Origin of the sequence: Myroides gitamensis (assembly GCF_029894455.1) — a bacterium.
Classification (GTDB): Bacteria; Bacteroidota; Bacteroidia; order Flavobacteriales; family Flavobacteriaceae; genus Flavobacterium; species Flavobacterium odoratum.
On sequence record NZ_JARYHN010000001.1, the window covers coordinates 2,683,510 to 2,705,971 of the forward strand.

Genomic DNA, 22,462 nt, shown 5'->3' on the forward strand with positions numbered 1-22,462 from the left:
ACTTTTTTTTTAATCATGTAAGTTAGGACAGTTACAATCTAATGAACTTCGTTTTCCAAATAAATTAACTCCAAGTGTAAACAAGTGGAATCCTCCTTTGTTAAACGTATTATCTCCTAATTCATGTGTATACGTGTAAGTCAAACTAAACATCTTGTAAGATCCTCCTAATAGTGGACTAATACTTTGATTTGCTTGTTTCTTCGTTTTACCACTTTTCATGTACTCAGCTCTGTTAAAGTCGCGTCTATAAGAAACCCCTGCCCAAAGCTTTGCGTTGTCAAACGTTTTATACACTTTCATATTCACATCTGCTAACTTCATTTCCGTTTCTTCAACATACTGTACTAAAACCGAAGGCTCATACATCCATCCACCGTTATAACGTGTGTTTCCGAAAGTATATCCCCCACCTAATAAATAGCGGCGGAAATTACTGCTTTCTGCATCCGTGTACAATTCTCTTTTACTTGTAACTGCATTTTTAACTGTGAACATAGAGAAAAAATCCCCACGGTGATAAGCTGCTCCAAAGTCAACAGAGAAATAGCTGTCTTTTACTTCAAGACCACCACTTAGAATCGGATCATATCCAGAACCAAACTCTGTTTCATCTAATGTAGTTCGTGCAAAACCTGCACTCATACCAAACGATAACATATTCAATTCATAACGCGATTCACTAAATGTGATATGGTGTGCATACGTCAACTTCGCTCCTGTTTCTGAATGGTACCCATTCTTATCTTTGAAAGCGATGATACCAATACCCGATCGTTCTCCGACGCGGGTATTGATTGTTAAAGTTTGAGTTTGCGGTGCATCATCCGTATCTCCCCATTGTTGTCTTATCGCTCCTCTTACTTGTGTACTATTTTTCAAACCAGCCATTGCAGGGTGAATCAAATAATAGTTATCAGCTAAATAATCCGAATACATAGGTAATCCACCGTCTTGCGCATTACTCATTTGAGTAACTAATAACGCAACTGCTAAATATCTTTTCTTAAATATTTTCATATCCTAATTATCGTTTTAATGAGAAGTGCCCTTTATATTGAACTTTTCTAGGAACTTGATTCGCTTGTTTAGCCTCTTCTAAATATTCTACAGTAAACCAATAGTCTGTTGATGGCATTTGTTTCCCATTAAATGTACCATCCCATCCTCCACTAGCAGGATTAAACTGAGAAAGTAATTTACCATATCTATCATAGATATAAATCACTGCTTCTGGATGTCCTTTTAATGTTGGAATATTCCAAGTATCATTAAATCCATCACCATTTGGTGTAAAAAATCTTGGATACCCTAAAACAAATACGTCAACATATTGAGGACAAATTGATCTCTGATCTTTGTATCTAACCCAAACTCTATGTGAACCATTTAATACGTCATAGAAGATTCTTGAATCTTGGTAAGCACCTTCATCTAAAGCATACTCAAACAATCTAGTGTCTGTTGGGCTTTCAATTATAATTGAAATTCTTTCTTCTCCGTCAATTGCACCAATAATACCTTTTGAGTCAACATTCATTACTTTGATTTTGATATCCTCAACAAAGTTAAGTGTTATATCATTACTAGTATTTGAACATTGTTGTCCTTTGAACTTAACAACTACTCTAAAAACATTTCCTGATTCAATACTTTCAACTACATAGTATGATTTTGTAGCTCCAGCAATTGGTGTAAACCCACCTATAGCTCCTCTTCTCTCCCATTGGAACTCATAATCTCCTCCTTTGAATCCAGAATCAATCGTATACGGATCAACCAATTTACCTGTATTGTAATCGATACATACTAATGTACTCACTTGTAGTACTGGTGCTATTGGTGTTTCAGAAACAGTCAATGTGAATCTCGTTTCATCTTGACAGAAGAACTGAGCCCCCACTTGTTTAATCACTGCTACGATTTCATGTGTTCCGATTGGTAATCTGAAACGTCCAACATCTCCAGCATCAATTAATGCATTATTATAATAGTACTGTACTTCTAGATCAGCTGGATCAATAATTTGTGCTCCTTTAATCTCATCTGTAAACAAATTAAGATTGAATACCGCAGTACCTGTTGGACCTGCTGGTGTTGCACATTTCTCAATTCTCGCTTTATCTGTTGTGCTAATTGGGAAGGCTACTACTTTTTGTTCAATTGACAAGATTAACTTATCCACATAGAAACAACCCGTTTTAATATCTGTTAATCTAACATAAATCTCTTGTTGGTTTGGAACGATATTAACGTAATCATACATGATTGGGTTTCTATCATTCATTGCTGCATTCAAGTTCGTATAGAACGTAATCGTATAATCAGCTGCATTTCTACCTTCTAAAATCTCATCGAATTTCGTTCTCAAATCAAATTTCTCAAACTGTCCCGGATTATCCAAACAATGAATATACGGTTTCAATGGGTTAAAATACGGTTGAAGATTTACTTTCACTGGTAATTTTACAATCACATAACAGCTATCAGGTTGACCCGCGTTATTTTTCGCTACTCTTACCCAAACAATTCTAGTACCTGTAACATAGTTTGTAGGAAATTGAATTGGATTTACATTTCCAATAGCATCTGCTTCAGATTCAAAATAGCTGAACAATAAATTCGGATCTTGATTTCTCATATCCTCTTCAGCTAATTTCAAATTAAATTCCGCTTTACCATCTCTAGTTTGAAACTCACACATTTCTAATGGCATAGGGTTGTAATTTGGCAATGGTAATGGTTTGACTCTAATAACCAACGGTCTATAGCTTCTACAACCGTTTCTACCTTCAACAGATACCCAAATCGTTTGAGGATTTGTCCTATTTACATAGTTTCTTGTATTCTGAATCGGGTTACGATCATTTTCAGCATCTTCTTTTGATTCATAGTAACCAAATACAGCACCAAATACCTCAACACCTAATAAAAGATCTGACTCTCTTTCATGTAAATTAAATGTAGCAGAAACACCTGGTAACGTTAAATCTTGACATAGCTCAATTGGTGTTAATACTGCTGCAATCTCCAAAGGATTTTTAATCTCCAACAAGAATGAGCCCAATACATAGCATTTCGTTACTGTATTTTCAATTCTAACCCAAATTCTTTGATTTAATCTCGTATTTGTAAACACTTCTGGTGTAGTAATTCTATTTCTACGATTTAATGCATCATCTTCTGTTAGATAATAAACAATACTAATGTTAGCAGGATCAACTTGTTGTTCAGCTAAAATTCGGTCATTTTGAGCTGTTAAATCGAAAATAGCACTTGTACCATCATGTCTGTCTGTACACATAACTAAATTTTCAAGTGCTACAGGTAACGTTGGCGCTGCTACTGCAATAATTCTCAATGGTTTCACAGTAAAACAACGTGTTACAGGATCTAGTGCCTTCACCCAAACTGTCGATACTCCTGGTTGAATATTCGTGTAATTTCTTGGATTTAAAATACGATCAATATCGTTATATGCATTCTCTTCTAATTCATAGAAATGATACTCTAAACCAACAACACCTACCTGAATAGTATTGATAATATCCTCTAAGTTAAAAGAAGTTACTCCTGTTTCTCCATAACTACAAACTTGGAATGGTTCAGCGGTAATATTCAATGTTGGTAATGCATCCACGCGTAGTGCTAACGTTCTTACAACATGACATCCAACTTCGTTTTCAATGCGAACGAAAATGGTTTGGTAATAAGCTGTTTCATTTTCATAGCTATTAGGCAATCTATTGCGATTCGCATCTGCATCCGCTTCTGTTTTATGGTAGCTAATAACTAAACCTTGCTGACCATTTGCAATTACATTTTTGTATGCTAACAAATCGAAAGTTCCAATACCGTTATTCTCTGGCGCACTACATAATTTATATGTCGGTAACATCGCAGGAACATTAGGTAACAGTTTCGTCGTTAATACCAAACGTGTTACTGCATAACAGCCTGTTGCTCTATCCTGTACTCTTACCCATACTACATAAGCTGTAGTATTAGAGAATGCATTTGCATTATCAATAGCGAACTCTGCTCTGTGGGCATTATTTTCTGTTAAGTAGTACGTAATTTCAAAGTTCGCTGCATTTTGACCTCCTAAAATTTCAGGTTCTTTCAAACGCAAATCATAAATCACTTCTCTATTTTGACTATCTACACAAGCAGCAAATGGTGTTGGTGTAACAATTCTAGGTGAACGTGAAATCACTAATTCAATAGGAATAATTTCAAAACACCCTGAACGATCAAAAGCAATTCTTGCATAAATCGTTTGATTATTAGGAACAGTATTTGCGAATGTGTCTGGTAAGTTATTAATATTTCGTTGTGCATCAGCCTCAGAAATAAAATAACGTACACTTATATTAGGTAATATATTACCAAACAATTGGAATGTAATTGTACTCGTTGAGAACTCAGCAATACCATCATTATTTGTTGAACAATTAAAAATCGTTACGTCATCAGCATGCTCTGGAATATCCGCTACAATTAAATCGATTGGCGTAGTAGCAAAACACTTCGTTCTTGCATGCTCTACACGCGCCCAAATGGTTGAAGCTGTTGTTTGAAGAATATTTGGTAAACGGTTAGCTACCAATCCTGCAATTGCAGCTGCTTCTGTTGGGTAATAACTAACAACTAAATTAGGTCTACCTCCAGTTAAAGCTAGATTGTTCAATGGTAAATTAAATTCCCCGATCGATTTCTCTGTATTAATAGGGCATCCAAAAATTTCAGCTACTGGAAAGATAGTAGGTACTTCTTCAATAAACAATCTAAAACTAGTAGTTGCATAAGCTTCCGGATTCGTATCACTTTGCACACGTACATAGATTACTTGTCCATTTGTTCCTGTAAAGGCAGCCGCATCAGCTGGAGGAATAGCATTGTTTCCTGCTAAAGCGCCCTCTTGCGTGGTATGATACGTAACAGTAAATCCAGGTGTATTGTTATATACAATTGGTGTTTGTACAGTTAAATCAAAAATAGTTGATGGATTACAGATAATTAAATTATCCAAATTACGCAATTGTAACGCACAATTATTTACTACTAAATAAAAACTCTCAACAGTATAACAATTTAAACTCATCCCAGGATCAACGGCTCTCAACCAAACTTGTCTTGGACTATTGTTAATATGTACAACCTGATTCACATCTATTGGGCTTCTATCCAATTGAGCATCCATTTCACTATTATAGTAATTAAATATCACATTTGGATTTGAACTTACTGATGGTTGAACATCACGTAAATTAAATGTTCCTCTTCTTGTAGTTTGGTCCATACAAGCATTTAAGTTACTAGGCTTATCCGTGAATAAAACTGGGTCAACTGTAACTGTAATATCTTTAGTATATGTACAATTAAAATTATCTGTTACTTCATAAGTATAGGTATAAGTACCTGGAGTAACTGGGCGAACCAAAGCTTCACCATTTTCAAGATTCACAATCCCCTCACCTATCCAACGTTCTGACTTCACTTCTGGAGCAAATGATAAGTCGGCAGGTATAATAGATTCATCAAATATTAAGCTCCATGAGAAAATCCAACCATTATCTATTGCTAATTGATCTAAAATTTCAATTTTCCATTCTCCATTTAATTCTGTACCTACGAAACCTTGAAAAGAATCAACTGGTAAATAAGTTCCAGGATTAGCTGCTGGTCTAACAGTACCTTGAGGCGGCATCGATACTTGAGTTGTAGGAACACCAGGCCCTCCAACAATAATATTACCGGGAGCCATATTAAAACAATAGTCCCATCCTACACCAGGACCTTCTGCTTCATCTGCATCTTTTCCCTGTAACCATCTAGGAATACCAAAAGTTCTACCTGCACCAGCTTGATTGTGTAATCGAACTCTTTGACCATTTGGAGAAACCAAAGTAATTATTAAATCTCCCATATAGGAATGCTCCATATTCAAACAAACCGTAACGTGATTCATGTCTTCCAATTCTTGCCCTAAACAGAACTGATCGACAAAAATACTAGTAGTATATAAATCACGTCCATCTGGAATAAAAGTAGTTCCTGCTACTGGAGGAATTGGTTCATAATCATATTTTTTCAGCTCTACATCGGAAAATAGCATTATTGTTTCATTTAAACAATAATTAGGTTTATCTGTTGTCAATGTAATTTCAGCTTCATTAGAAGAAACCTGCACAACTACACTTACTAAATTTCTACTTTTACATCCTTCAGCATCAATAGCAACCAAGCTAAATTTATAAGACCCTTCTTCATCAAATTGAGTCGTAATTTCTTTTCCTCTATAAATGATGTTATTTAAATTCTCATCTTTTCTGTTTAAAACCCACTCATATTTTGCACCTTCATTATCTCTTTCAAAGACACCATCTGCTTTTAATGTAAATGGTGTTCCTTTACAAACGCGAATTACTCCAACATCTTCAGGACAAACAGGAACTACATTAGGGTCAATTTCAGGAACTGATCCCGCAAAAACAGCTCTGATATTTTGACACTCTCCTCTACAAGAAATTTTTGCACGCCAACCTGGCATTGTAGTTTCATCATCCGAAGTGAATACAAAAGTTAAACACCCATTGGTTGGTCCTAATGCTCCTACAACCGAAAAAGGATCTTCAATATGACCTGAATATGTAGCAATAGCCGCTCCATTTGCATTTTCACCTGCAAAAACAGTCAAAATATCAGCATTTGCTTCAGTAATAAAACTTTCAAAGTCAATTACTATATAATTGTCTTCATTATCAGGACAAATAGTAAACGTAAAGTTTTCATTATTTCCATAATGATTATCAAATCCACCCGAATCAAAGAAATAACCCGAACAGGTATCTATTCTCCCATTTTGAATGGGATATGGAGTATACTCTGAATTATTTTGAGCATAAATCAGAAAACTACATAATAAAAATAATAGGTTAATAATTTTTTTCATACTGCTATCTTCTATAAGCTTGTTGATGAATAATAATTACAAAATTTGTGTTATCTACTCGATACAAGGCATCTCTATTTTCGAAAAATGCCAAATTGTACTTTAACACATTAAATGTATTTAAATCAAATGTTACATCCCGTGTTAAAGCAGTATTGTACTTGTTAAACAAAGGTACAGTTGACAATAATTGATGTTTTTCACCTGAAACGAAAGCTTCTTCCTTAATTTCTACTCTCTCATTCAGTAGCTGCATTAAGGCATTTACTCTAGCTTCAGATAACAATTGCTTATTATCTCGATAGACTTCTGCAATTCGAGGATCTAAAGTCGTCGTTCTATCTTGAGCTCTTAAAGAAAATCCCAAGAGTATAGCTCCAACTAAGATAATGACAGAGCTAAAAACCATTTTAAACTTCATACGTTACACACTTTATAAAAATTATTATTCATTTATTACTATTATAAAATTCTAAAATAGATTAACTTACGTTCAGAACTGGAATTAAAAGGCTTCTATTTTTCGCGCTGTTAATTCATACTTAATTATATGTTAATTATATGTTTAAAAAACCAAATATACAGATTCGTAGAATATAAGTTTGTTAATTTTGAAAAAAAATAAAACAAAATGTCGCACATTAAAATTCAAAATACTCAAAACCCAGCAATTGTCAAGTTTATCCTACCTGATTTCATCACAAAAGGAGACAATTTTGAGTTCAAAAACATTGATGAAACTACTCAATCTCCTTTAGCACGAGAACTTTTCTACTTACCTTTTGTAAAAACGGTATTTATTGCAAATAATTTCATTGCTATTGAAAAATTTTCAATTGTTGAATGGGAGGACGTGCAAGACACGGTTGCAGACCAAATCCAAACTTTCATGGCTAAAGGTAAGAAAATCTTAATAGAATCTAAAGATGATGCCAAAAAACATCCTATTACGATTTATGCAGAGTCAACTCCAAACCCAGCCGTAATTAAATTTGTTGCCAACAAGGCATTAACCAAGCAAGGGGTTGAGTTCAAAAACATTGATGAAGCCAAGGCTTCTCCTTTAGCGAAAGAGCTGTTTAAACTGCCTTTTGTACGCGAAGTATTCATTGATGAGAACTATGTTTCTATTTCTAAATATGAGGCCTTTGATTGGAATGAATTCATTCAATCGACACGCTCTTTTATTAAGGAATTTTTAGAAAAAGGAAATTTAGCGGTGGATGAAGCTTTAGTAACTAATATAGAAGAATTAGAAAAACAAGCGGATATTCACTTTGACTCTTTAGATGAGAAGTCACAACGCATCATTAATATTTTGGAAGAAAATGTAAAACCAGCAGTTCAGGCTGATGGTGGAAATATCGCTTTCCAAAATTACAATGAAGATACCAACGTGGTTCAAGTTATCTTACAGGGTGCTTGTAGCGGTTGTCCATCTTCTACTTTTACCTTAAAGAATGGTATTGAGAATATGCTACGTCACATGCTTGCAGACGAAGCTATCGTTGTAGAAGCAATCAACGGATAATATCCCAAGTAATAGTATTAAAAAAAGCGCTTGAAGTGATTCAAGCGCTTTTTTTAGCTATAAGTTGAACGATTTAAAATTCCTTACCCTTTCGAAGTAAATTTAGTTCGTTTCTGATCGAGGTCAAATTGTTCAAATAATTCCAACAACCCTATAGTTGCTTTTACCAAATCATCAGTTTCAAACAAGATAGAGAAATACAACTTACTGTTCTTTGGACTTGTTTCTGTTGTGCGAATACGAACGATTTGCTTTTGAATTAATTTATCAATCGTTAGCGTAATCTCTTCTTTGTTCGCTAAGACATCACTAATGCGGTCAAACTTCTCTTCTAAGAAGATAGTTCCAATCTCATCTAAGAAGCTTTGTAGTTTATTGTCAATTAGCTTTAAGTCGCGAATCTGATTAAACTTCAGCTTCTTGTGGTTATTGTCCACGTGTGTATAGCTATTCTGTGTAATAAATAAGGTTGACTTGATAATATCTTGTAAGAATCCAAGCGTTAATACGTAAAACTTACTTGCTCCTACCGTAGTTTCATCTAAATTCTTAATGAAGAAATACACATTTCCGCGCAAGCTATCCACTTCTTTTTCCAGCTGTTTTAACTTTTTTCTACACGCTTTTAAATCCGCGTGATTTTGCAAAGCTACTCCATCAATCACACGAGTATATAATTCGTTTGTACGAACAATAACCTTAGCAATTTGAGCCGAACTCTCTGAAGCTACTTCCTGGATGGTAACAATATCAATTTTATTGAGCTTTTCCGTTTTGAGTTTTTTCTCTTGCTCTAAACGCTGATGCATTTTATTACTTCTATACAATAGAATACCCACTAAGATCAACATCGCTACTAAAGCATAAACTTCTCCTATATATAAGATGTAAGCTGTAATTAAAGAAGCCACAAAAGCAACAATAGCTGTTACAAACCATCCACCAATTACGTTAAATACCCCTGCTACACGATAAACAGCTGAATCTCTATCCCAAGCTCTATCAGCAAAAGAAGTACCCATTGCCACCATAAACGTAACATAGGTTGTAGATAAAGGTAGTTTCATCGACGTACCAATGGAAATCAAAATACTCGCCACCATCAAATTGACAGAAGCACGTACCATATCAAAAGCTGGTTCATCTTCCTTGTTCTTGCTTTTTGATTTTACCTCCGGTTGCTCAAAACGCTTATCCATGCGGATTTGCCATGATTTCGGAAGGAAATAATTCACAATTCCACCCAAAATAACCATGCTGCGTACTAAAGCCTTTGACAATAAATTCGGTGAGAACTTCTCATCTGAGGAATCTGAACTCTGACGGGCTAAGTTCATTTCTGTTTCGATTACATTGCGTGCCTTTTTCGATGTCCACAACGTATAAACCATCACCGCTCCAGCTAACAATAGGAAATAGAAGGGTGCTTTTACGCTTTCTTCTGCCAATTTCCCCATCATATAAACATCGGGCGCTTGTCCTGAGCTTTGAAAGAATTCAAAAGATTGAATCGCAGCAATAGGTACCCCAATAAAGTTCACCAAATCATTTCCTGCAAAAGCCAAGGCTAAAGCAAATGTTCCGATGATAATAATAACACGTAGGATATTTAGCTTAAACAGAGACATGAGCATCTGAGAGAACAAGGTCCAAAACACAAAGCTTGCTCCTAGAATAATTAGTTGATTGTGATCAATCCAATTTGATGCTTCCTTAGTCAAGAAACTCGAACCTTTTAATCCTTTTATTAAGATAAAGAATGAAATTGCCGTAATTGCCGTTCCTCCAAATAAAGCACCAAAGTATTTCAATTTACGTTCTACTTGGAACGTAAAAATTAGACGCGATACATATTGAACTAACGTACCTAATGTAAAGGACAATAGAACCGACAACAAAATACTCACGATAATTTCGGAGGCCTTTTTGGTATTGATATACGATGGCAAAGTAGCCCAACTGTCGTCACTTGTTACAATTTTTACTACAGCTAAACACACCGCAGCTCCCAACAATTCGAATACAATCGAAACCGTTGTAGACGTAGGTAATCCTAGCGTATTAAAGACATCCAACAACAAGACATCCGTAATCATTACGGCTAGGAAAATAATCATTACATCGTTGAAGGTAAACATACTGGGGACGAAGATTCCACTTCGGGCAATCTCCATCATACCACCAGAAAACACCGCTCCAACCAAAATACCCAAAGAAGCGACCAACATGATACCTTTGAAAGACATCGCCTTTGATCCAAGTCCTGAGTTTAGGAAGTTTACAGCGTCGTTACTAACTCCAACAGTCAAATCTATTATCGCCAATATCCCAAGGGCTATCAGCATTACAATAAAAATCTGTTCCATTTATTCTTTTATTTTTTGCGTACTGCAAAAGTGCTTATATTTCTGTAATCCAACGTTAACTTAATGTTATCCTTTGTTTTTTTTGGTTGTGGGTTGTGGGTTAGGTTATGGGTGAGGAGTTATGGGTTAGGGGTATGAGTTAGGGGGTATGAGTTAGGGGTTGTGAGTTAGGTCTCGACAAATGCAACTGTGCTCGGATTTCCAATAAAATTTTCCTTAATTTTGTTACTCAAACACAAGCTACGAATATGAATGAACTCCAACACGCTTCAAACCCGTATTTAAGACAACATGCTTCCAATCCTATTCATTGGAAAGCTTGGCATCCAACTGTTTTTGAGCAAGCCCAAGAACAGAATAAATTGGTTATTGTCAGTATCGGATATTCAACTTGTCATTGGTGTCATGTTATGGAAGAGGAAAGTTTTACCAATCCAGCTGTTGCCGAGGTAATGAATCAAGATTTCATTTCGATAAAAGTAGACCGTGAGGAGCATCCCGATGTGGATGCTTACTATATGAAGGCCGTTCAGCTAATGACCAAACAAGGAGGATGGCCTTTAAATGTTGTTTGTTTACCGGATGGAAGACCTATTTGGGGAGGAACTTATTTTCCGAAACAAACTTGGGTAGATGCTTTAACACAACTCGCACAATTACACCAAAACAAACCTGAAGCTACCCTTGAATTTGCCACCAAATTACAAGAGGGAGTTTATATAATGGGACTCGCACCTGTGGCAAACGAAGAAAGTCGATTCAATTTGGATATCGTGTTAGAGAAATGGAAACAAAGTTTCGATTTAGAATACGGTGGTTACCAACGAGCTCCTAAATTTATGATGCCCACCAACCTACTCTACCTTCAAAAAGTTGGTGATCTGACACGAGATAAAGATTTACTTCACTATATTGATTTAACCCTCACCCAAATGGCGTGGGGTGGGATATTTGATGTCTTGGAAGGCGGTTTCTCTCGCTATTCTGTGGATTTCAAATGGCATATTCCTCATTTTGAAAAAATGTTATACGACAATGCCCAATTGTTAAGTGTATATAGTGATGCCTATAAACGCACAGCTAATCCACTGTATTTAGAAGTAATTACCAAAACCATACAATTTATTCAACGCAATTGGCTATCTGATTGGGGCGGAATTTATTCTGCTTTGGATGCAGATAGTGTAAACGACAAAGGTATTTCACAAGAAGGGGCTTACTACGTTTGGACGGAAGCTACCTTGCGTCGTATTTTAGGAGATGACTTTTCTTTATTTGCGCAAATATTTAATGTCAATGCTTATGGCTATTGGGAAGAAGGTCATTTTGTACTTATTCAAAATCAAACTTTGGCTTCTATTGCTACAGCTAATCAATTGGATGTTTTTGACTTACAAGAACGCAAAAAGAAGTGGGAACAATTGCTGTTACAAGAACGAGATCACCGACCGAAACCACACTTAGACGACAAAATTATCTGCAGTTGGAATGCCATGTTGATTATAGGGCTACTAGATGCCTATAGTGCGACAAACGAAACAAGTTATTTACAACAAGCAGAAAGCATTTACCACTACATTCAAACGTATTTATTGGATGAAGAACGAGGATTATTTCACTCTTCTCACAATCAAAACGCACATACTTTAGGGTATTTAGATGATTACGCCTTTTATATTCAAGCTTTAATTCGCTTGTTTGAGCACACGGCAAATCAAGATTATTTATGGCAAGCCAAACGCCTCATGGATTTGACCTTAGACTTATTTTTAGACGAAAAGAGTAAGTTCTTCTATTTTAATCAGGCTAGTCAGGCTAACCATATCTTGAGAAGCATTGAAACAGAAGATAACGTAATTCCTTCTGCTAATGCAGTTTTATGTATGAGTTTACTTCAATTGGGCGTTGCATTTGAGCATACTCATTACACCCAGCTTGCCCAACACATGATTGAAGTGATGCAATCTAATTTAGATTACCCTTCAGCCTATTCACATTGGCTATTAGCAATGTTATATACAAATGCTCCTGCAGAACTAGCCATTGTTGGTACCGATGCTCTAGAAGCTAGTTTACAAGTTCAGGCTAACTTAATCAGTAAGACTTTTGTTTTTCCAATTAATCAACCTAGTACAATACCGTATTTTGAAAAATATACGATCCAAGAAACTACACAGTATTACCTTTGCGAAAACAGACATTGTTTAACGCCAACCACTGATTTAAGTAGCTTAATTAAACTGTAATTTATGGAAAAATTCGATCATTTATTGACGTCTTATATTGAAAATGCAATTGCCTATATTCCGCATATTGTAACCTCCCTTTTGATACTTGGTTTGGGGTTGTGGGTCATTAAAATGTCGCAGACAATCGCTAGGCGTATCATGACAAAGCGCAATATAGACCCAACGTTTTCAAGCTTTATACTCGATGTTTTACTTTGGGGGTTTCGCATTTTACTTTTTGTTGTTATCGCCTCCAAACTAGGCATTCAAACGAGCTCGTTTGTTGCGATAATTGGCGCCATGAGTTTGGCTATTGGGCTTTCATTACAAGGCTCGCTCAGCAATTTTGCTGGGGGCGTTTTGATTATTCTCTTCAAGCCTTTTCGCATTGGAGATATTATTGAAGCCCAGGGAGAAACAGGAAAAGTATTGAGTATTCACATATTTTCCACGCAAATTGTCAACTATCAAAACAGCGTTATTTACCTGCCTAATGGAGTTTTATCCAATAGCAAGATTAAAAATATATCGCAAAATAACTTGAGAAGATCAGAGGTACTTGTTCAGACGAACTTAACCAAAAATACCAATCTATTTATTGACCAGTTGTTAGAAGAGCTTCAGTCCAATGACAAAATCTTATCACAACCAAAACCTCGAGTATTAATTAAAGAACTACTCGACACTAAAATTACCTATGTGGTACAAGTATGGGTAGACAACGACAACTTTACCGCTGTCAATTCATTTATCTTACTAAAATCAAGAGAAATAAGTGATGCTTTATAATCACTTATTTCTTTTGTTTTACAGGCATCACAAAATCCTTCAAGTAGTAAGGTTCAAAATAAGCCACATCTACAAAGTCTTTTGCCGTATATTTTTCATAACTCAACGCGACCATTTCTTTGGCAGAAGGGTAGACAATAGCATCAATGAATTTAAAATTAGTTGCTGTTAGTACAGTTGCACATTTCATTGCTCCATCCCCAATGAAGTAAACGGGTGTTTTCCCTTCTAATTCACTAAAAGAAGCCTCGTCAATCACTTTTGCCTCAATAGGCTTAACCAATACTCCTTTATGAGAAAAAGTGGCGCAAAACACCTCCATTCGCCTTGCATCAATCATCGGGATAATCCATCCGCTATTCACTTGCAATTGCTTCGCTAAAATCTGCAACGTATCTAGCGCAATCATCGGGATATTTAGTCCATAGCACAAACCTTTAACGGATGACACACCAATGCGCAATCCAGTATAAGATCCAGGTCCTTGACTAACGGCAATAGCCGATAGGTTTTGCATTGTTAACCCGTTTTCTTTGAGCAGCTCTTCTATAAACACATGCAACTTCTCTGCATGAGAAAAATTTTCTTCTGCTATTTCTTTCACTCCTACAAGTGCTCCATCTACAGACAAAGAGACAGAACAGTTTTTAGTTGCGGTCTCTATATTCAATAGTACAATCATTCTTTCGTTTCTTCTTTCTTTATCTTATCATTGTGTTTCAAGGTTTTACTAACTGTTGAGTAAGGTCCTGTAATGATGACATCCCCTTGCTTCAACCCTTGAACAATTTCAATATTTTTATCGTCTTGAATTCCTGTTTTTACAAAGCGCAATTGGGCTACGCCATTGGCTTCTACAAACACCGCTTCTTTAAGCGCTTCACTCGTTTGTGCTGCTTTATTGCTCTCTTGATTACTCAATGTATCTGCAGGACTACGCATAACAACCGCACTAATTGGCACGGCAAGTACTTTATTTTTAACGTGGGTAATAATATCTACAGCTGCCGTCATCCCCGGTCTGAAAGGAGAATAATCTTCCAACTTTCCGTCGAGTAAATCCTCATAGGATTCACGTAAAATTTTAATCTTTACCTTGAACGTTGTTACCTGATCCGCAGATAAGGTTTGATTGGATGCTGAATTGGAAATACTCGTTACAATTCCCTTAAACTCCTTTTTCAAAAAGGCATCCACATTGATTTTTGTTTCATCCCCAACTTTCACTTTGACAATGTCATTTTCGTTGATGTTTACTTCAACTTCCATACTATTCAAATTCGCTACACGCAATAGTTCTGTACCCGCCATTTGTTGCGTTCCAAGTACACGCTCCCCAAGTTCAACATCTACACGAGAAATTGTTCCTGCACTAGGTGCGTAAATCGTTGTTTTCAACAAATTTACTTTTGCTTCTTCAACTGCTGCTCTTGAACTTTCTACATTGTAAAAGGCAGAATTTTTATTGGCTTTAGCAACTTCATACGAACGCACCACCTGATCCCATTCTGAACCCGAAATAACGCCTTTCTCAAATAAGGTTTTGTTTCGTGCAAAGGAAGCTTTTGTTTCTTTCAACTGTGCTTCTGCTTGTTCCAATCCAGCTTTACTTGTTGACAACATCGCCACCATACGATCTAGATTAGATTCATACAAGTTTGGATTGATCACAACTAGCAAATCGCCTTTATTGACTACCTGTCCTTCTTTGACTGGCAAATTTATGATTTCTCCAGATACTTCTGGTGTTATTTTAATCTCAATTTCAGGTTGAATTTTCCCTGTACCAGAAACCGTTTCTACTAAATTGATTTCATCAACAGCAGCTAACTCTACCACAGTAGATACATCCTTCGTCGTAAAAAACTGTATCCCAACAAAGAGACCGACAACGAGTGCTAAAACAATAAATATATATTTCTTTTTCATCCCTTAATTTCTTTTAAACAGCGGTAATCCGAAGTAGTATTCTAATATTTTATTCTTAAAAATGTAATCGTATTTAGCTTTGAGAAGATTCGATTGAGCCGTTACGTGTAAGTTTTGATTTTGATTGAGTTCAAAGATATTAATCAACCCAACTGCATAGCGTTCTCTTGCATACTCTAACGATTTTTCTCGAGATTCCAGCGTTACAACACTAGCTTCGTAGGTTTGAAAACTACTCTTGGTATCCGTGTAAGCTTTGAAAACCAATTGTTCTAATTTCAATTCCTCAGTTTCTTTCTCGTATTGCATCTGTTCCAAAGCCAATTGATTGAGTTTTACTGTTTTTCTTGTTTTTAATCCGTTGAATATAGGCACGGTCAAACTCAAACCAAAGGTTGAACTTTTGTTGTTGTCAATTTGTCTAAAAAACGACTCTGGACCACCATACACATTCATCATTCCTTGGCGCATCACGGGTTGTCCTGAACCTTCTACAAACCCAATTTGATCTAAACCTTCCGTCGGATTACTTCCGACAATTCGATCTTGATAACGCACATTAGAACCAAAATTATAGAATCCCGTCAGTTTAGGATAATAAGCTCCTTTGCTTATTTGTACTTCCTTTTCTGCCAATTGCACATTGAGTTCTGCCGTTTTAATATTCGTCAGAGATTCAAAAGCGCGACTGGTAATTTCTTCGGGAGTATATAACATCAATTCCGATTCTGTTATTTTATAATCTGAATCTTGAACATCAAAGTGTTCATAATCTCGAATTTGAAGCAATTGAGCTAGATTCAATTTTGCGATAATCAATTCATTTTCAGAGCTAATCAAACGCTGCGTAGAAGAAGCAACTGTTGCTTTTACATCCAGTAAATCTCCTGCTGGCACCGCCCCTGCATTCACCAAGACCTGCACTCTACTTACTTCGTTTTCATCATAGTCTAATTGAACTTTGTTCGTATGTACCAATTCTTTGTTGAAGATAATTTGTAAGTACGAATTAATCACTGCTAAGGCAATATCTTCTTTGATTTTTTGGACTTGATAGACTGAAGCTACATGTTCCAAACGCGCTTTTGCTAATCGCTTTTGCTTTTGTAGACCATCAAAAATATCAATCCCAACACTCAATCCAACGGTAGATTCCTGCAAGGTACGTTGTCCAATCGTTCCTGTTTGAACATCTGGTTGGTCTACCATCGTCCAAGAATGATTAGCCGATCCACTCAAGACAGGTAAAAAGTCGTATCGCGCCATATCCACAGTAACGACATTGCGCTGTTCACCTATTTCGATTTGCTTGACGCTAATATTGTGTTCGATAGCATAATCAATACATTCGTCTAGCGTCCAACGCTTCTCTTGTGCTAAGACAGGCAAAGCAAGAAAAGAAAACAGGACTGAAATGTAAAATTTACTCAAATTCATTGCAAATTAATTATCTAAACTATAAGACGTGAAGTAGAAACGATTGTTACATTAAAGGTAATAAAAAAACCGCCTTCTTAGGCGGTTTGTTCTTTTAAGCTCCTTTAACTCTTTTTCTTTTTATATACTTTGTAACTAAAATACAAGGCAAATCCAACGAGTAAATAAGGAAATATCATCAAGTAAACAATACCATTGTTTACGGCTTCTGCTTTTACTCCACCATCTTCCGTTTCTAATACAGCTCTACACATGGCGCACTGAGCAACTGCCGTTTGAGCAGAGGCTAAGATAAAAAACGCAACTAAAAAATAAAACTTTTTCATACGAGTCTAATTTACGTAATAAGGAGAAATCATTAAATATACGATTACCCCTGTTACTGCAACATACAACCACATCGGATAAGTAATACGCGCCAATTTTTTATGGCGTTGGTATGAACCTGAAATACCACGTACAAATGTGATTAATACGAAAGGAATAATGATAATAGACAATAAGATATGCGTGATCAAAATAAAGAAATACGCATAACGGATAAATCCTTCTCCTCCGTATTTCGTTTCGATTGAAGTCATATGGTAAGCAACATACATCGCTAAGAAAGCAACCGAACAAGCAATACACAATTTAATTAAACGCTCGTGTAAGGCTTTATTTCCTTTTTTAATAGCAGCTACTGCCCAAACTAACAATACGGCTGTAATTCCATTAATAGTAGCGTAAATTGGGGGTAAAAAACTCAAGGGTTGCACATCATACCCTAACTTTTGCAAGTTTACGCCAAATAGAATCGCTACAACCACAGGAATGGTGATGGACAAAATCCAAATCCACTTGGTATATTTTTGTTCTAATTCTTTATAATTTTCCATGTCTTATTCAGCTAACAATAATTTAATATCTTCTTTGATCCATTGAACACCTTCATCTGATGTACCATCATAGTATAACACTGGGTTTCCATGCTCATCAATTCTACATCTGATATTCCCTTCTTTATCAATTAAAGCAAATAAACCTGAATGCTCAAATCCTCCTGGCGCTTCTGGGTTAACTCCTGTATATAAATTGAATTTAGCTGCTAAATCATAGATGTATTTTGCATCGCCAGTCAACATGTGCCAATGAGGAATTGTAACGCCTAATTCCTCCCCATGTGCTTTCAACGCTTCAACGGTATCATTTTTAGGATCAATTGTGATTGACGCAATACCGAAATCCATATGTGGACGGAAGGTATCTTGTAACTTCAACATATTTTGATTCATAATCGGGCAGATTGTCGGGCAATTCGCAAAGAAAAATTCGACTACATACACTTTCCCTTTATAACTAGCATTATTGATGGTCTTATTGTTTTGATCGACTAGTTCAAAACTTGGCGCCTGTCCAATAACAACTAAATCTGACTTTTCGAATTTCTTAATAATCTTTGGCACTGCCCAAATTCCGAATACCAATACAACTAAAGAAATCCAGATATATGATTTATCTTTCATATCTACTCTTCATTACTATTAATGCGTTTATACTTTTTTAATGCTAATCGATATTCAGCCAATACAACTTTTACATCATCCATCATATCATTGTGTAATTCCGCTGCTGAAATGGTAGAATATCCTTCTTTATATTCAAGCTCTCCTGCTTTGTTTTTACCTTTTCTTCCTCTAAGGTTACGGTCTTTATCAACGATATACACATTGAAACTTGCTAAATCATCATCTAATTTACCAACTAGACCTAAGCTCTTATAAAACGTTTGAATTTCTTCTGGTTCTAGGAATAAGTAGTTCCAGTTTGACATATCCGAAATTGGACTTAGATCATCCACTACTTTTTGTGCTTCTGCTTCAGATCCCTTAGGTAGAACCATCACCAATTGAAAATCGTCAAAGTCTTTATAGCGGTTGTAGATTTTTTGATTGAGGTTAAAGGCATCTCCACGGTCTCTGTATAGATGTCCACCAGGGAATCCCAATACGGTAATGCGGCCTTGCAAAACAGGTTGTTTGTTTAATGAAGACTCACCTAGCGGTAGTTCATTTACATTTTCACTAATGATGGGTAAACGTTGAAATTGATTCACACCAGTAGCGAAAAAAAGATAAGCACAAATAGGCATTACAAAAAGCAATACGAGTATGATATATTTTTTCACTTTACAATAAATTAAATAGCTAGACAAAAATAAAAAAAGGCGGTTAATAAACCGCCTTTTAAATTATAATAACTTATTAAAATATCCACTTATATTGTGCATTGTGGAATACTTCATATACGTAGTTTCCTTCAATTAAAACCAAAGTAATTAAATAAACACATAGGAAAGCTAAAACTCCCGCTACCGTCCATCTAAATGCTGTTTTCTCTTGTTCTAAGTGCATGAACGACCACATGATGTAGTACGCTTTCCAAATTGTTAAAACAATGAAGATATAATTTAACAAACTTAATCCAAAGAAATGTACGTGATGTATGCTTTCTGGTTTAAAAATACCTAATACAACCTCTACAATTGTGATTGCTGATAAGATAAAGAATACTTTCCAGATTTTCTTTGCGTTTGAGTGGTGTGCTGTTGCATCTGCTGCCATATCAAATAATCTTTTATAACATTAAACTAAATAGAAGAATGTAAATACAAACACCCATACTAAATCTACGAAGTGCCAATATAATCCTCCTTTTTCAACCATTTCGTATGAACCTCTTCTGTCATACGTACCTAATAACACATTAAAGAAAATGATAATGTTAATTAAGATACCTGTACAAACGTGGAATCCGTGGAATCCAGTAATAAAGAAGAAGAAATCAGCGAACGTTTTGTGTCCGTATTCGTTGCGGATCAAGTTAGCTCCTTCAACAACTAATACTGCATCTTTCAAACGCTCAACAGAAGCTTCTCTTGAAAGAATTTCTTTGTGTTTTGCATCTGTTGTATTTTGTGTACGAATTCTGATTGCAGGATTCGCATCAAAACCAGCTTGAACTTCAGCTAAAGAATACGTTGATTGGCTAGGTCCATTTACGAACCAAGTTGCTTTAGCTCTTGTTAATGTAGCTTCCCCACGATTTGGATCTAAAACTACAAAATCAGCTAATGCGATTTGTTTTCCATCTTCTCCTACGAATTGTAAGATTGATCCTCCTCTAGTTTCTACAGCTCCATAAGAACCATTGATGAAGTTTTTCCATTCCCAAGCTTGTGATCCAACGAACACTAAACCACCTAGGATAGTTAAAAACATATAAGTTGCCACCTTTTTTCTCTTCATTTGGTGACCAGCATCAACTGCTAATACCATCGTTACAGATGAGAAAATAAGAATGAAGGTCATTAAGGCCACATAGTACATTGGTGCATCTACACCATGTAAGAAAGGAAAGTGGTTAAACACCTCGTCTGCAATCGGCCAAGTATCCATGAACTTGTATCTTGTAAAACCGTATCCTACAAGGAATCCACAAAATGTTAATGAATCTGATAATATGAAGTACCACATCATCATTTTACCGTAGCTTACATTTAGAGGCCCTCTTGCATCGCCTCTTACTTCAGTAGCTTCTGTAGTAACTGTCGCTCCCATAAAAAGTTATTAGTTATAAAGTTCCCAAATTTAATTTAAATTTTCTATTTAAAGAATGTAAAAAACAAAAACAAATAGACCCAAAGTATATCTAAGAAATGCCAGAACCATGCACATAGCTGTATTCCAACGTATTGCTCAGCATTATACTTTTGTTTAAAATGATTATAAATTACCACGAGTAAAGAAATCATCCCTCCAAACAAGTGTGCAATATGCACAATTACAATGACATATAAAAATGAAGTTGTAATTGTACTTTCGCTTCCTGTAAAGAAGTAGCCTTCGCTAATTACCTGTCCAAAGCCTTTGAATTGCAAAAAAACGAATAAGAGACCTAATATCAAAGTAGAAATTAAATAAATCGTACCACTTTTAACATTTCCCTCTTTCGTTGCCTTCAAAGCAAGGTGCATCGTCACACTGCTAATTACAATTGCAACGGTACTAATTGTAAAATCTAATGGCAATACAAAATCTGCAAGCCAGTCAGGTCTAGACTTACTTACCACGTAAGCACTTGTCAAACCTGCAAACACCATGGCAATACTTCCAATAGCAAATAGCAACATTACTTTTAATGCTCTACCTTTTTTCTCGTATTGCTCTTGCGCTACAATATTTTCCATATTCTATCTGTATAAACTATCGTAAAATTTTATCTAACACGTAAATAATCTGGATTAATGAGATGTAAGTTACACTTACTAACATTAATGCACGAGCGGCTTTATCCGTTCTTTGCTTATAAAGCTTTACGGCTGCTGTAAGCATCCAAATTCCCGCTAGTAAAACTAGACCCGCTGCAATTGGTGTCAAATACAATCGACCTGTTACATTAAATACTGGGAATATAGAAACGATGATCAGCCAAATGGTGTACAAAATAATCTGCGTTAGCGTCTTATTATCTTTCTTTCCAGTTGGTAACATGGAGAATCCACCACGTTTATAATCGTCAAACAAGAACCATCCAATTGCCCAGAAATGGGGAAATTGCCAAAAGAATTGAATTAAGAATAAGGTTCCTGCTTCGATACCGAAGTTATTGGTTTCTGCAACCCATCCTAACATAAAAGGAATTGCTCCAGGAAAAGCCCCAACAAACACAGATAGTGGTGTTATGGTTTTTAACGGAGTATAAACACTTGTGTATAAAAAGATAGAGATTGCACCAAACATTGCTGTTTTAGGGTTGATGGCATACAAGATTCCAATCCCTAAAAGCGTTAACACCACAGCTAGAATAAAAGCGGGTGTTGGCTTCACACGACCCGATGCGATTGGTCGATTTGCTGTGCGGTTCATTTTAGCATCTAAATCACGTTCAATAATTTGATTGTAAACGTTAGATGCTCCAACCATACAATATCCCCCTACTGCTAGAGCGATGATGGTCATATAATTTATGCTTCTAATATCCGGAACAGCTAAAACATAACCTGCCAAAGTGGAAAACACTACACTAAGGGCAAGTCCCATCTTAGTCATTTCTTTAAATTCCTTAAGGATAGAAACCGATTGTTTATTTTCAGAAGAAATATTCAAAGCTGTTTTCATTTGTTTTTAATGAGTTGCAAATATAATCCATTTTTTAGAACTATACCTATAAACATACGTTAGAGCTT

General features: G+C 35.8%; 18 protein-coding genes. 3 read left to right on the plus strand and 15 right to left on the minus strand.

Translation table 11 applies throughout. The features are described from left to right. Positions 1 to 9 precede the first annotated feature (9 nt). From M2306_RS11890 to M2306_RS11900, 3 genes are read right to left on the minus strand one after another with little or no spacing between them, the layout of a single operon-like run. Positions 10 to 1,020, minus strand: coding sequence for a PorP/SprF family type IX secretion system membrane protein (locus M2306_RS11890; RefSeq protein WP_115092465.1), 1,011 nt, complete (start codon positions 1,018 to 1,020; stop codon positions 10 to 12). Positions 1,021 to 1,027: 7 nt separating this feature from the next. Next, positions 1,028 to 6,955 (minus strand): FIDD domain-containing protein, encoded by a 5,928-nt coding sequence (locus tag M2306_RS11895; RefSeq protein WP_259187760.1) that lies wholly within the window; start codon positions 6,953 to 6,955, stop codon positions 1,028 to 1,030. 4 nt (positions 6,956 to 6,959) lie between these two features. After that, positions 6,960 to 7,376 carry a hypothetical protein gene (locus tag M2306_RS11900; RefSeq protein ID WP_147279650.1) on the minus strand — a complete coding sequence of 139 codons (417 nt, stop codon included), beginning with the start codon at positions 7,374 to 7,376 and terminating at the stop codon, positions 6,960 to 6,962. Positions 7,377 to 7,586: 210 nt separating this feature from the next. On the opposite strand from M2306_RS11900, the gene M2306_RS11905 reads away from it, so the two are divergent. Then, complete coding sequence (locus tag M2306_RS11905; protein ID WP_259187759.1) at positions 7,587 to 8,486, plus strand: NifU family protein; 900 nt, start codon at positions 7,587 to 7,589, stop codon at positions 8,484 to 8,486. Positions 8,487 to 8,569: 83 nt separating this feature from the next. Here M2306_RS11905 and M2306_RS11910 read toward each other — a convergent pair whose 3' ends face one another. Then, positions 8,570 to 10,852 (minus strand): inorganic phosphate transporter, encoded by a 2,283-nt coding sequence (locus M2306_RS11910; RefSeq protein WP_259187758.1) that lies wholly within the window; start codon positions 10,850 to 10,852, stop codon positions 8,570 to 8,572. A gap of 248 nt (positions 10,853 to 11,100) precedes the next feature. Between M2306_RS11910 and M2306_RS11915 the strand changes: the two genes are divergently transcribed. Further along, positions 11,101 to 13,098: a thioredoxin domain-containing protein gene (locus tag M2306_RS11915; RefSeq protein ID WP_259187757.1), complete on the plus strand. Its 1,998-nt coding sequence runs from the start codon at positions 11,101 to 11,103 to the stop codon at positions 13,096 to 13,098. Between the two features lie 3 nt (positions 13,099 to 13,101). After that, entirely contained in the window at positions 13,102 to 13,869 is a 768-nt protein-coding gene (locus M2306_RS11920; protein WP_002989899.1) for a mechanosensitive ion channel family protein, read from the plus strand. A gap of 4 nt (positions 13,870 to 13,873) precedes the next feature. Here the strand turns inward: M2306_RS11920 and tsaB are convergent, their stop codons facing one another. The 11 genes from tsaB to cyoE form a co-directional block, all read right to left on the minus strand. Continuing rightward, positions 13,874 to 14,551 (minus strand): tRNA (adenosine(37)-N6)-threonylcarbamoyltransferase complex dimerization subunit type 1 TsaB, encoded by a 678-nt coding sequence (tsaB, locus tag M2306_RS11925; protein WP_259187756.1) that lies wholly within the window; start codon positions 14,549 to 14,551, stop codon positions 13,874 to 13,876. After that, positions 14,548 to 15,798, minus strand: coding sequence for an efflux RND transporter periplasmic adaptor subunit (locus tag M2306_RS11930; RefSeq protein WP_115092458.1), 1,251 nt, complete (start codon positions 15,796 to 15,798; stop codon positions 14,548 to 14,550). Before M2306_RS11930 ends, tsaB begins: the two co-directional genes overlap by 4 nt. Before the next feature lie 3 nt (positions 15,799 to 15,801). Then, on the minus strand, positions 15,802 to 17,235 hold the full coding sequence (locus M2306_RS11935; RefSeq protein ID WP_259187755.1) for a TolC family protein: 1,434 nt from the start codon (positions 17,233 to 17,235) through the stop codon (positions 15,802 to 15,804). 104 nt (positions 17,236 to 17,339) lie between these two features. Continuing rightward, entirely contained in the window at positions 17,340 to 17,561 is a 222-nt protein-coding gene (locus M2306_RS11940; RefSeq protein WP_002989890.1) for a hypothetical protein, read from the minus strand. Positions 17,562 to 17,567: 6 nt separating this feature from the next. Then, positions 17,568 to 18,113, minus strand: a complete 546-nt coding sequence (locus M2306_RS11945) for a DUF420 domain-containing protein (RefSeq protein ID WP_002989888.1) — start codon at positions 18,111 to 18,113, stop codon at positions 17,568 to 17,570. 3 nt (positions 18,114 to 18,116) lie between these two features. Then, positions 18,117 to 18,740 (minus strand): SCO family protein, encoded by a 624-nt coding sequence (locus M2306_RS11950; RefSeq protein WP_115092456.1) that lies wholly within the window; start codon positions 18,738 to 18,740, stop codon positions 18,117 to 18,119. A gap of 2 nt (positions 18,741 to 18,742) precedes the next feature. After that, on the minus strand, positions 18,743 to 19,366 hold the full coding sequence (locus M2306_RS11955; RefSeq protein WP_115092455.1) for a hypothetical protein: 624 nt from the start codon (positions 19,364 to 19,366) through the stop codon (positions 18,743 to 18,745). Positions 19,367 to 19,478: 112 nt separating this feature from the next. Next, positions 19,479 to 19,838, minus strand: a complete 360-nt coding sequence (locus M2306_RS11960) for a cytochrome C oxidase subunit IV family protein (protein WP_002989883.1) — start codon at positions 19,836 to 19,838, stop codon at positions 19,479 to 19,481. 21 nt (positions 19,839 to 19,859) lie between these two features. After that, positions 19,860 to 20,834 carry a cytochrome c oxidase subunit 3 gene (locus tag M2306_RS11965; RefSeq protein ID WP_115092454.1) on the minus strand — a complete coding sequence of 325 codons (975 nt, stop codon included), beginning with the start codon at positions 20,832 to 20,834 and terminating at the stop codon, positions 19,860 to 19,862. Between the two features lie 44 nt (positions 20,835 to 20,878). Then, on the minus strand, positions 20,879 to 21,463 hold the full coding sequence (locus M2306_RS11970) for a cytochrome c oxidase subunit 3 (protein WP_259187754.1): 585 nt from the start codon (positions 21,461 to 21,463) through the stop codon (positions 20,879 to 20,881). Between the two features lie 16 nt (positions 21,464 to 21,479). Then, positions 21,480 to 22,394 (minus strand): heme o synthase, encoded by a 915-nt coding sequence (cyoE, locus tag M2306_RS11975; RefSeq protein ID WP_002989876.1) that lies wholly within the window; start codon positions 22,392 to 22,394, stop codon positions 21,480 to 21,482. Positions 22,395 to 22,462 lie beyond the last annotated feature (68 nt).

Excerpts from the sequence above, each read along its gene's own strand:
- M2306_RS11890 (WP_115092465.1), bottom strand. The coding sequence starts at position 1,020 with ATGAAAATATTTAAGAAAAGATATTTAGCAGTTGCGTTATTAGTTACT.
- M2306_RS11895 (WP_259187760.1), bottom strand. The coding sequence starts at position 6,955 with ATGAAAAAAATTATTAACCTATTATTTTTATTATGTAGTTTTCTGATT.
- M2306_RS11900 (WP_147279650.1), bottom strand. The coding sequence starts at position 7,376 with ATGAAGTTTAAAATGGTTTTTAGCTCTGTCATTATCTTAGTTGGAGCT.
- M2306_RS11905 (WP_259187759.1), top strand. The coding sequence starts at position 7,587 with ATGTCGCACATTAAAATTCAAAATACTCAAAACCCAGCAATTGTCAAG.
- M2306_RS11910 (WP_259187758.1), bottom strand. The coding sequence starts at position 10,852 with ATGGAACAGATTTTTATTGTAATGCTGATAGCCCTTGGGATATTGGCG.
- M2306_RS11915 (WP_259187757.1), top strand. The coding sequence starts at position 11,101 with ATGAATGAACTCCAACACGCTTCAAACCCGTATTTAAGACAACATGCT.
- M2306_RS11920 (WP_002989899.1), top strand. The coding sequence starts at position 13,102 with ATGGAAAAATTCGATCATTTATTGACGTCTTATATTGAAAATGCAATT.
- tsaB (WP_259187756.1), bottom strand. The coding sequence starts at position 14,551 with ATGATTGTACTATTGAATATAGAGACCGCAACTAAAAACTGTTCTGTC.
- M2306_RS11930 (WP_115092458.1), bottom strand. The coding sequence starts at position 15,798 with ATGAAAAAGAAATATATATTTATTGTTTTAGCACTCGTTGTCGGTCTC.
- M2306_RS11935 (WP_259187755.1), bottom strand. The coding sequence starts at position 17,235 with ATGAATTTGAGTAAATTTTACATTTCAGTCCTGTTTTCTTTTCTTGCT.
- M2306_RS11940 (WP_002989890.1), bottom strand. The coding sequence starts at position 17,561 with ATGAAAAAGTTTTATTTTTTAGTTGCGTTTTTTATCTTAGCCTCTGCT.
- M2306_RS11945 (WP_002989888.1), bottom strand. The coding sequence starts at position 18,113 with ATGGAAAATTATAAAGAATTAGAACAAAAATATACCAAGTGGATTTGG.
- M2306_RS11950 (WP_115092456.1), bottom strand. The coding sequence starts at position 18,740 with ATGAAAGATAAATCATATATCTGGATTTCTTTAGTTGTATTGGTATTC.
- M2306_RS11955 (WP_115092455.1), bottom strand. The coding sequence starts at position 19,366 with ATGCCTATTTGTGCTTATCTTTTTTTCGCTACTGGTGTGAATCAATTT.
- M2306_RS11960 (WP_002989883.1), bottom strand. The coding sequence starts at position 19,838 with ATGGCAGCAGATGCAACAGCACACCACTCAAACGCAAAGAAAATCTGG.
- M2306_RS11965 (WP_115092454.1), bottom strand. The coding sequence starts at position 20,834 with ATGGGAGCGACAGTTACTACAGAAGCTACTGAAGTAAGAGGCGATGCA.
- M2306_RS11970 (WP_259187754.1), bottom strand. The coding sequence starts at position 21,463 with ATGGAAAATATTGTAGCGCAAGAGCAATACGAGAAAAAAGGTAGAGCA.
- cyoE (WP_002989876.1), bottom strand. The coding sequence starts at position 22,394 with ATGAAAACAGCTTTGAATATTTCTTCTGAAAATAAACAATCGGTTTCT.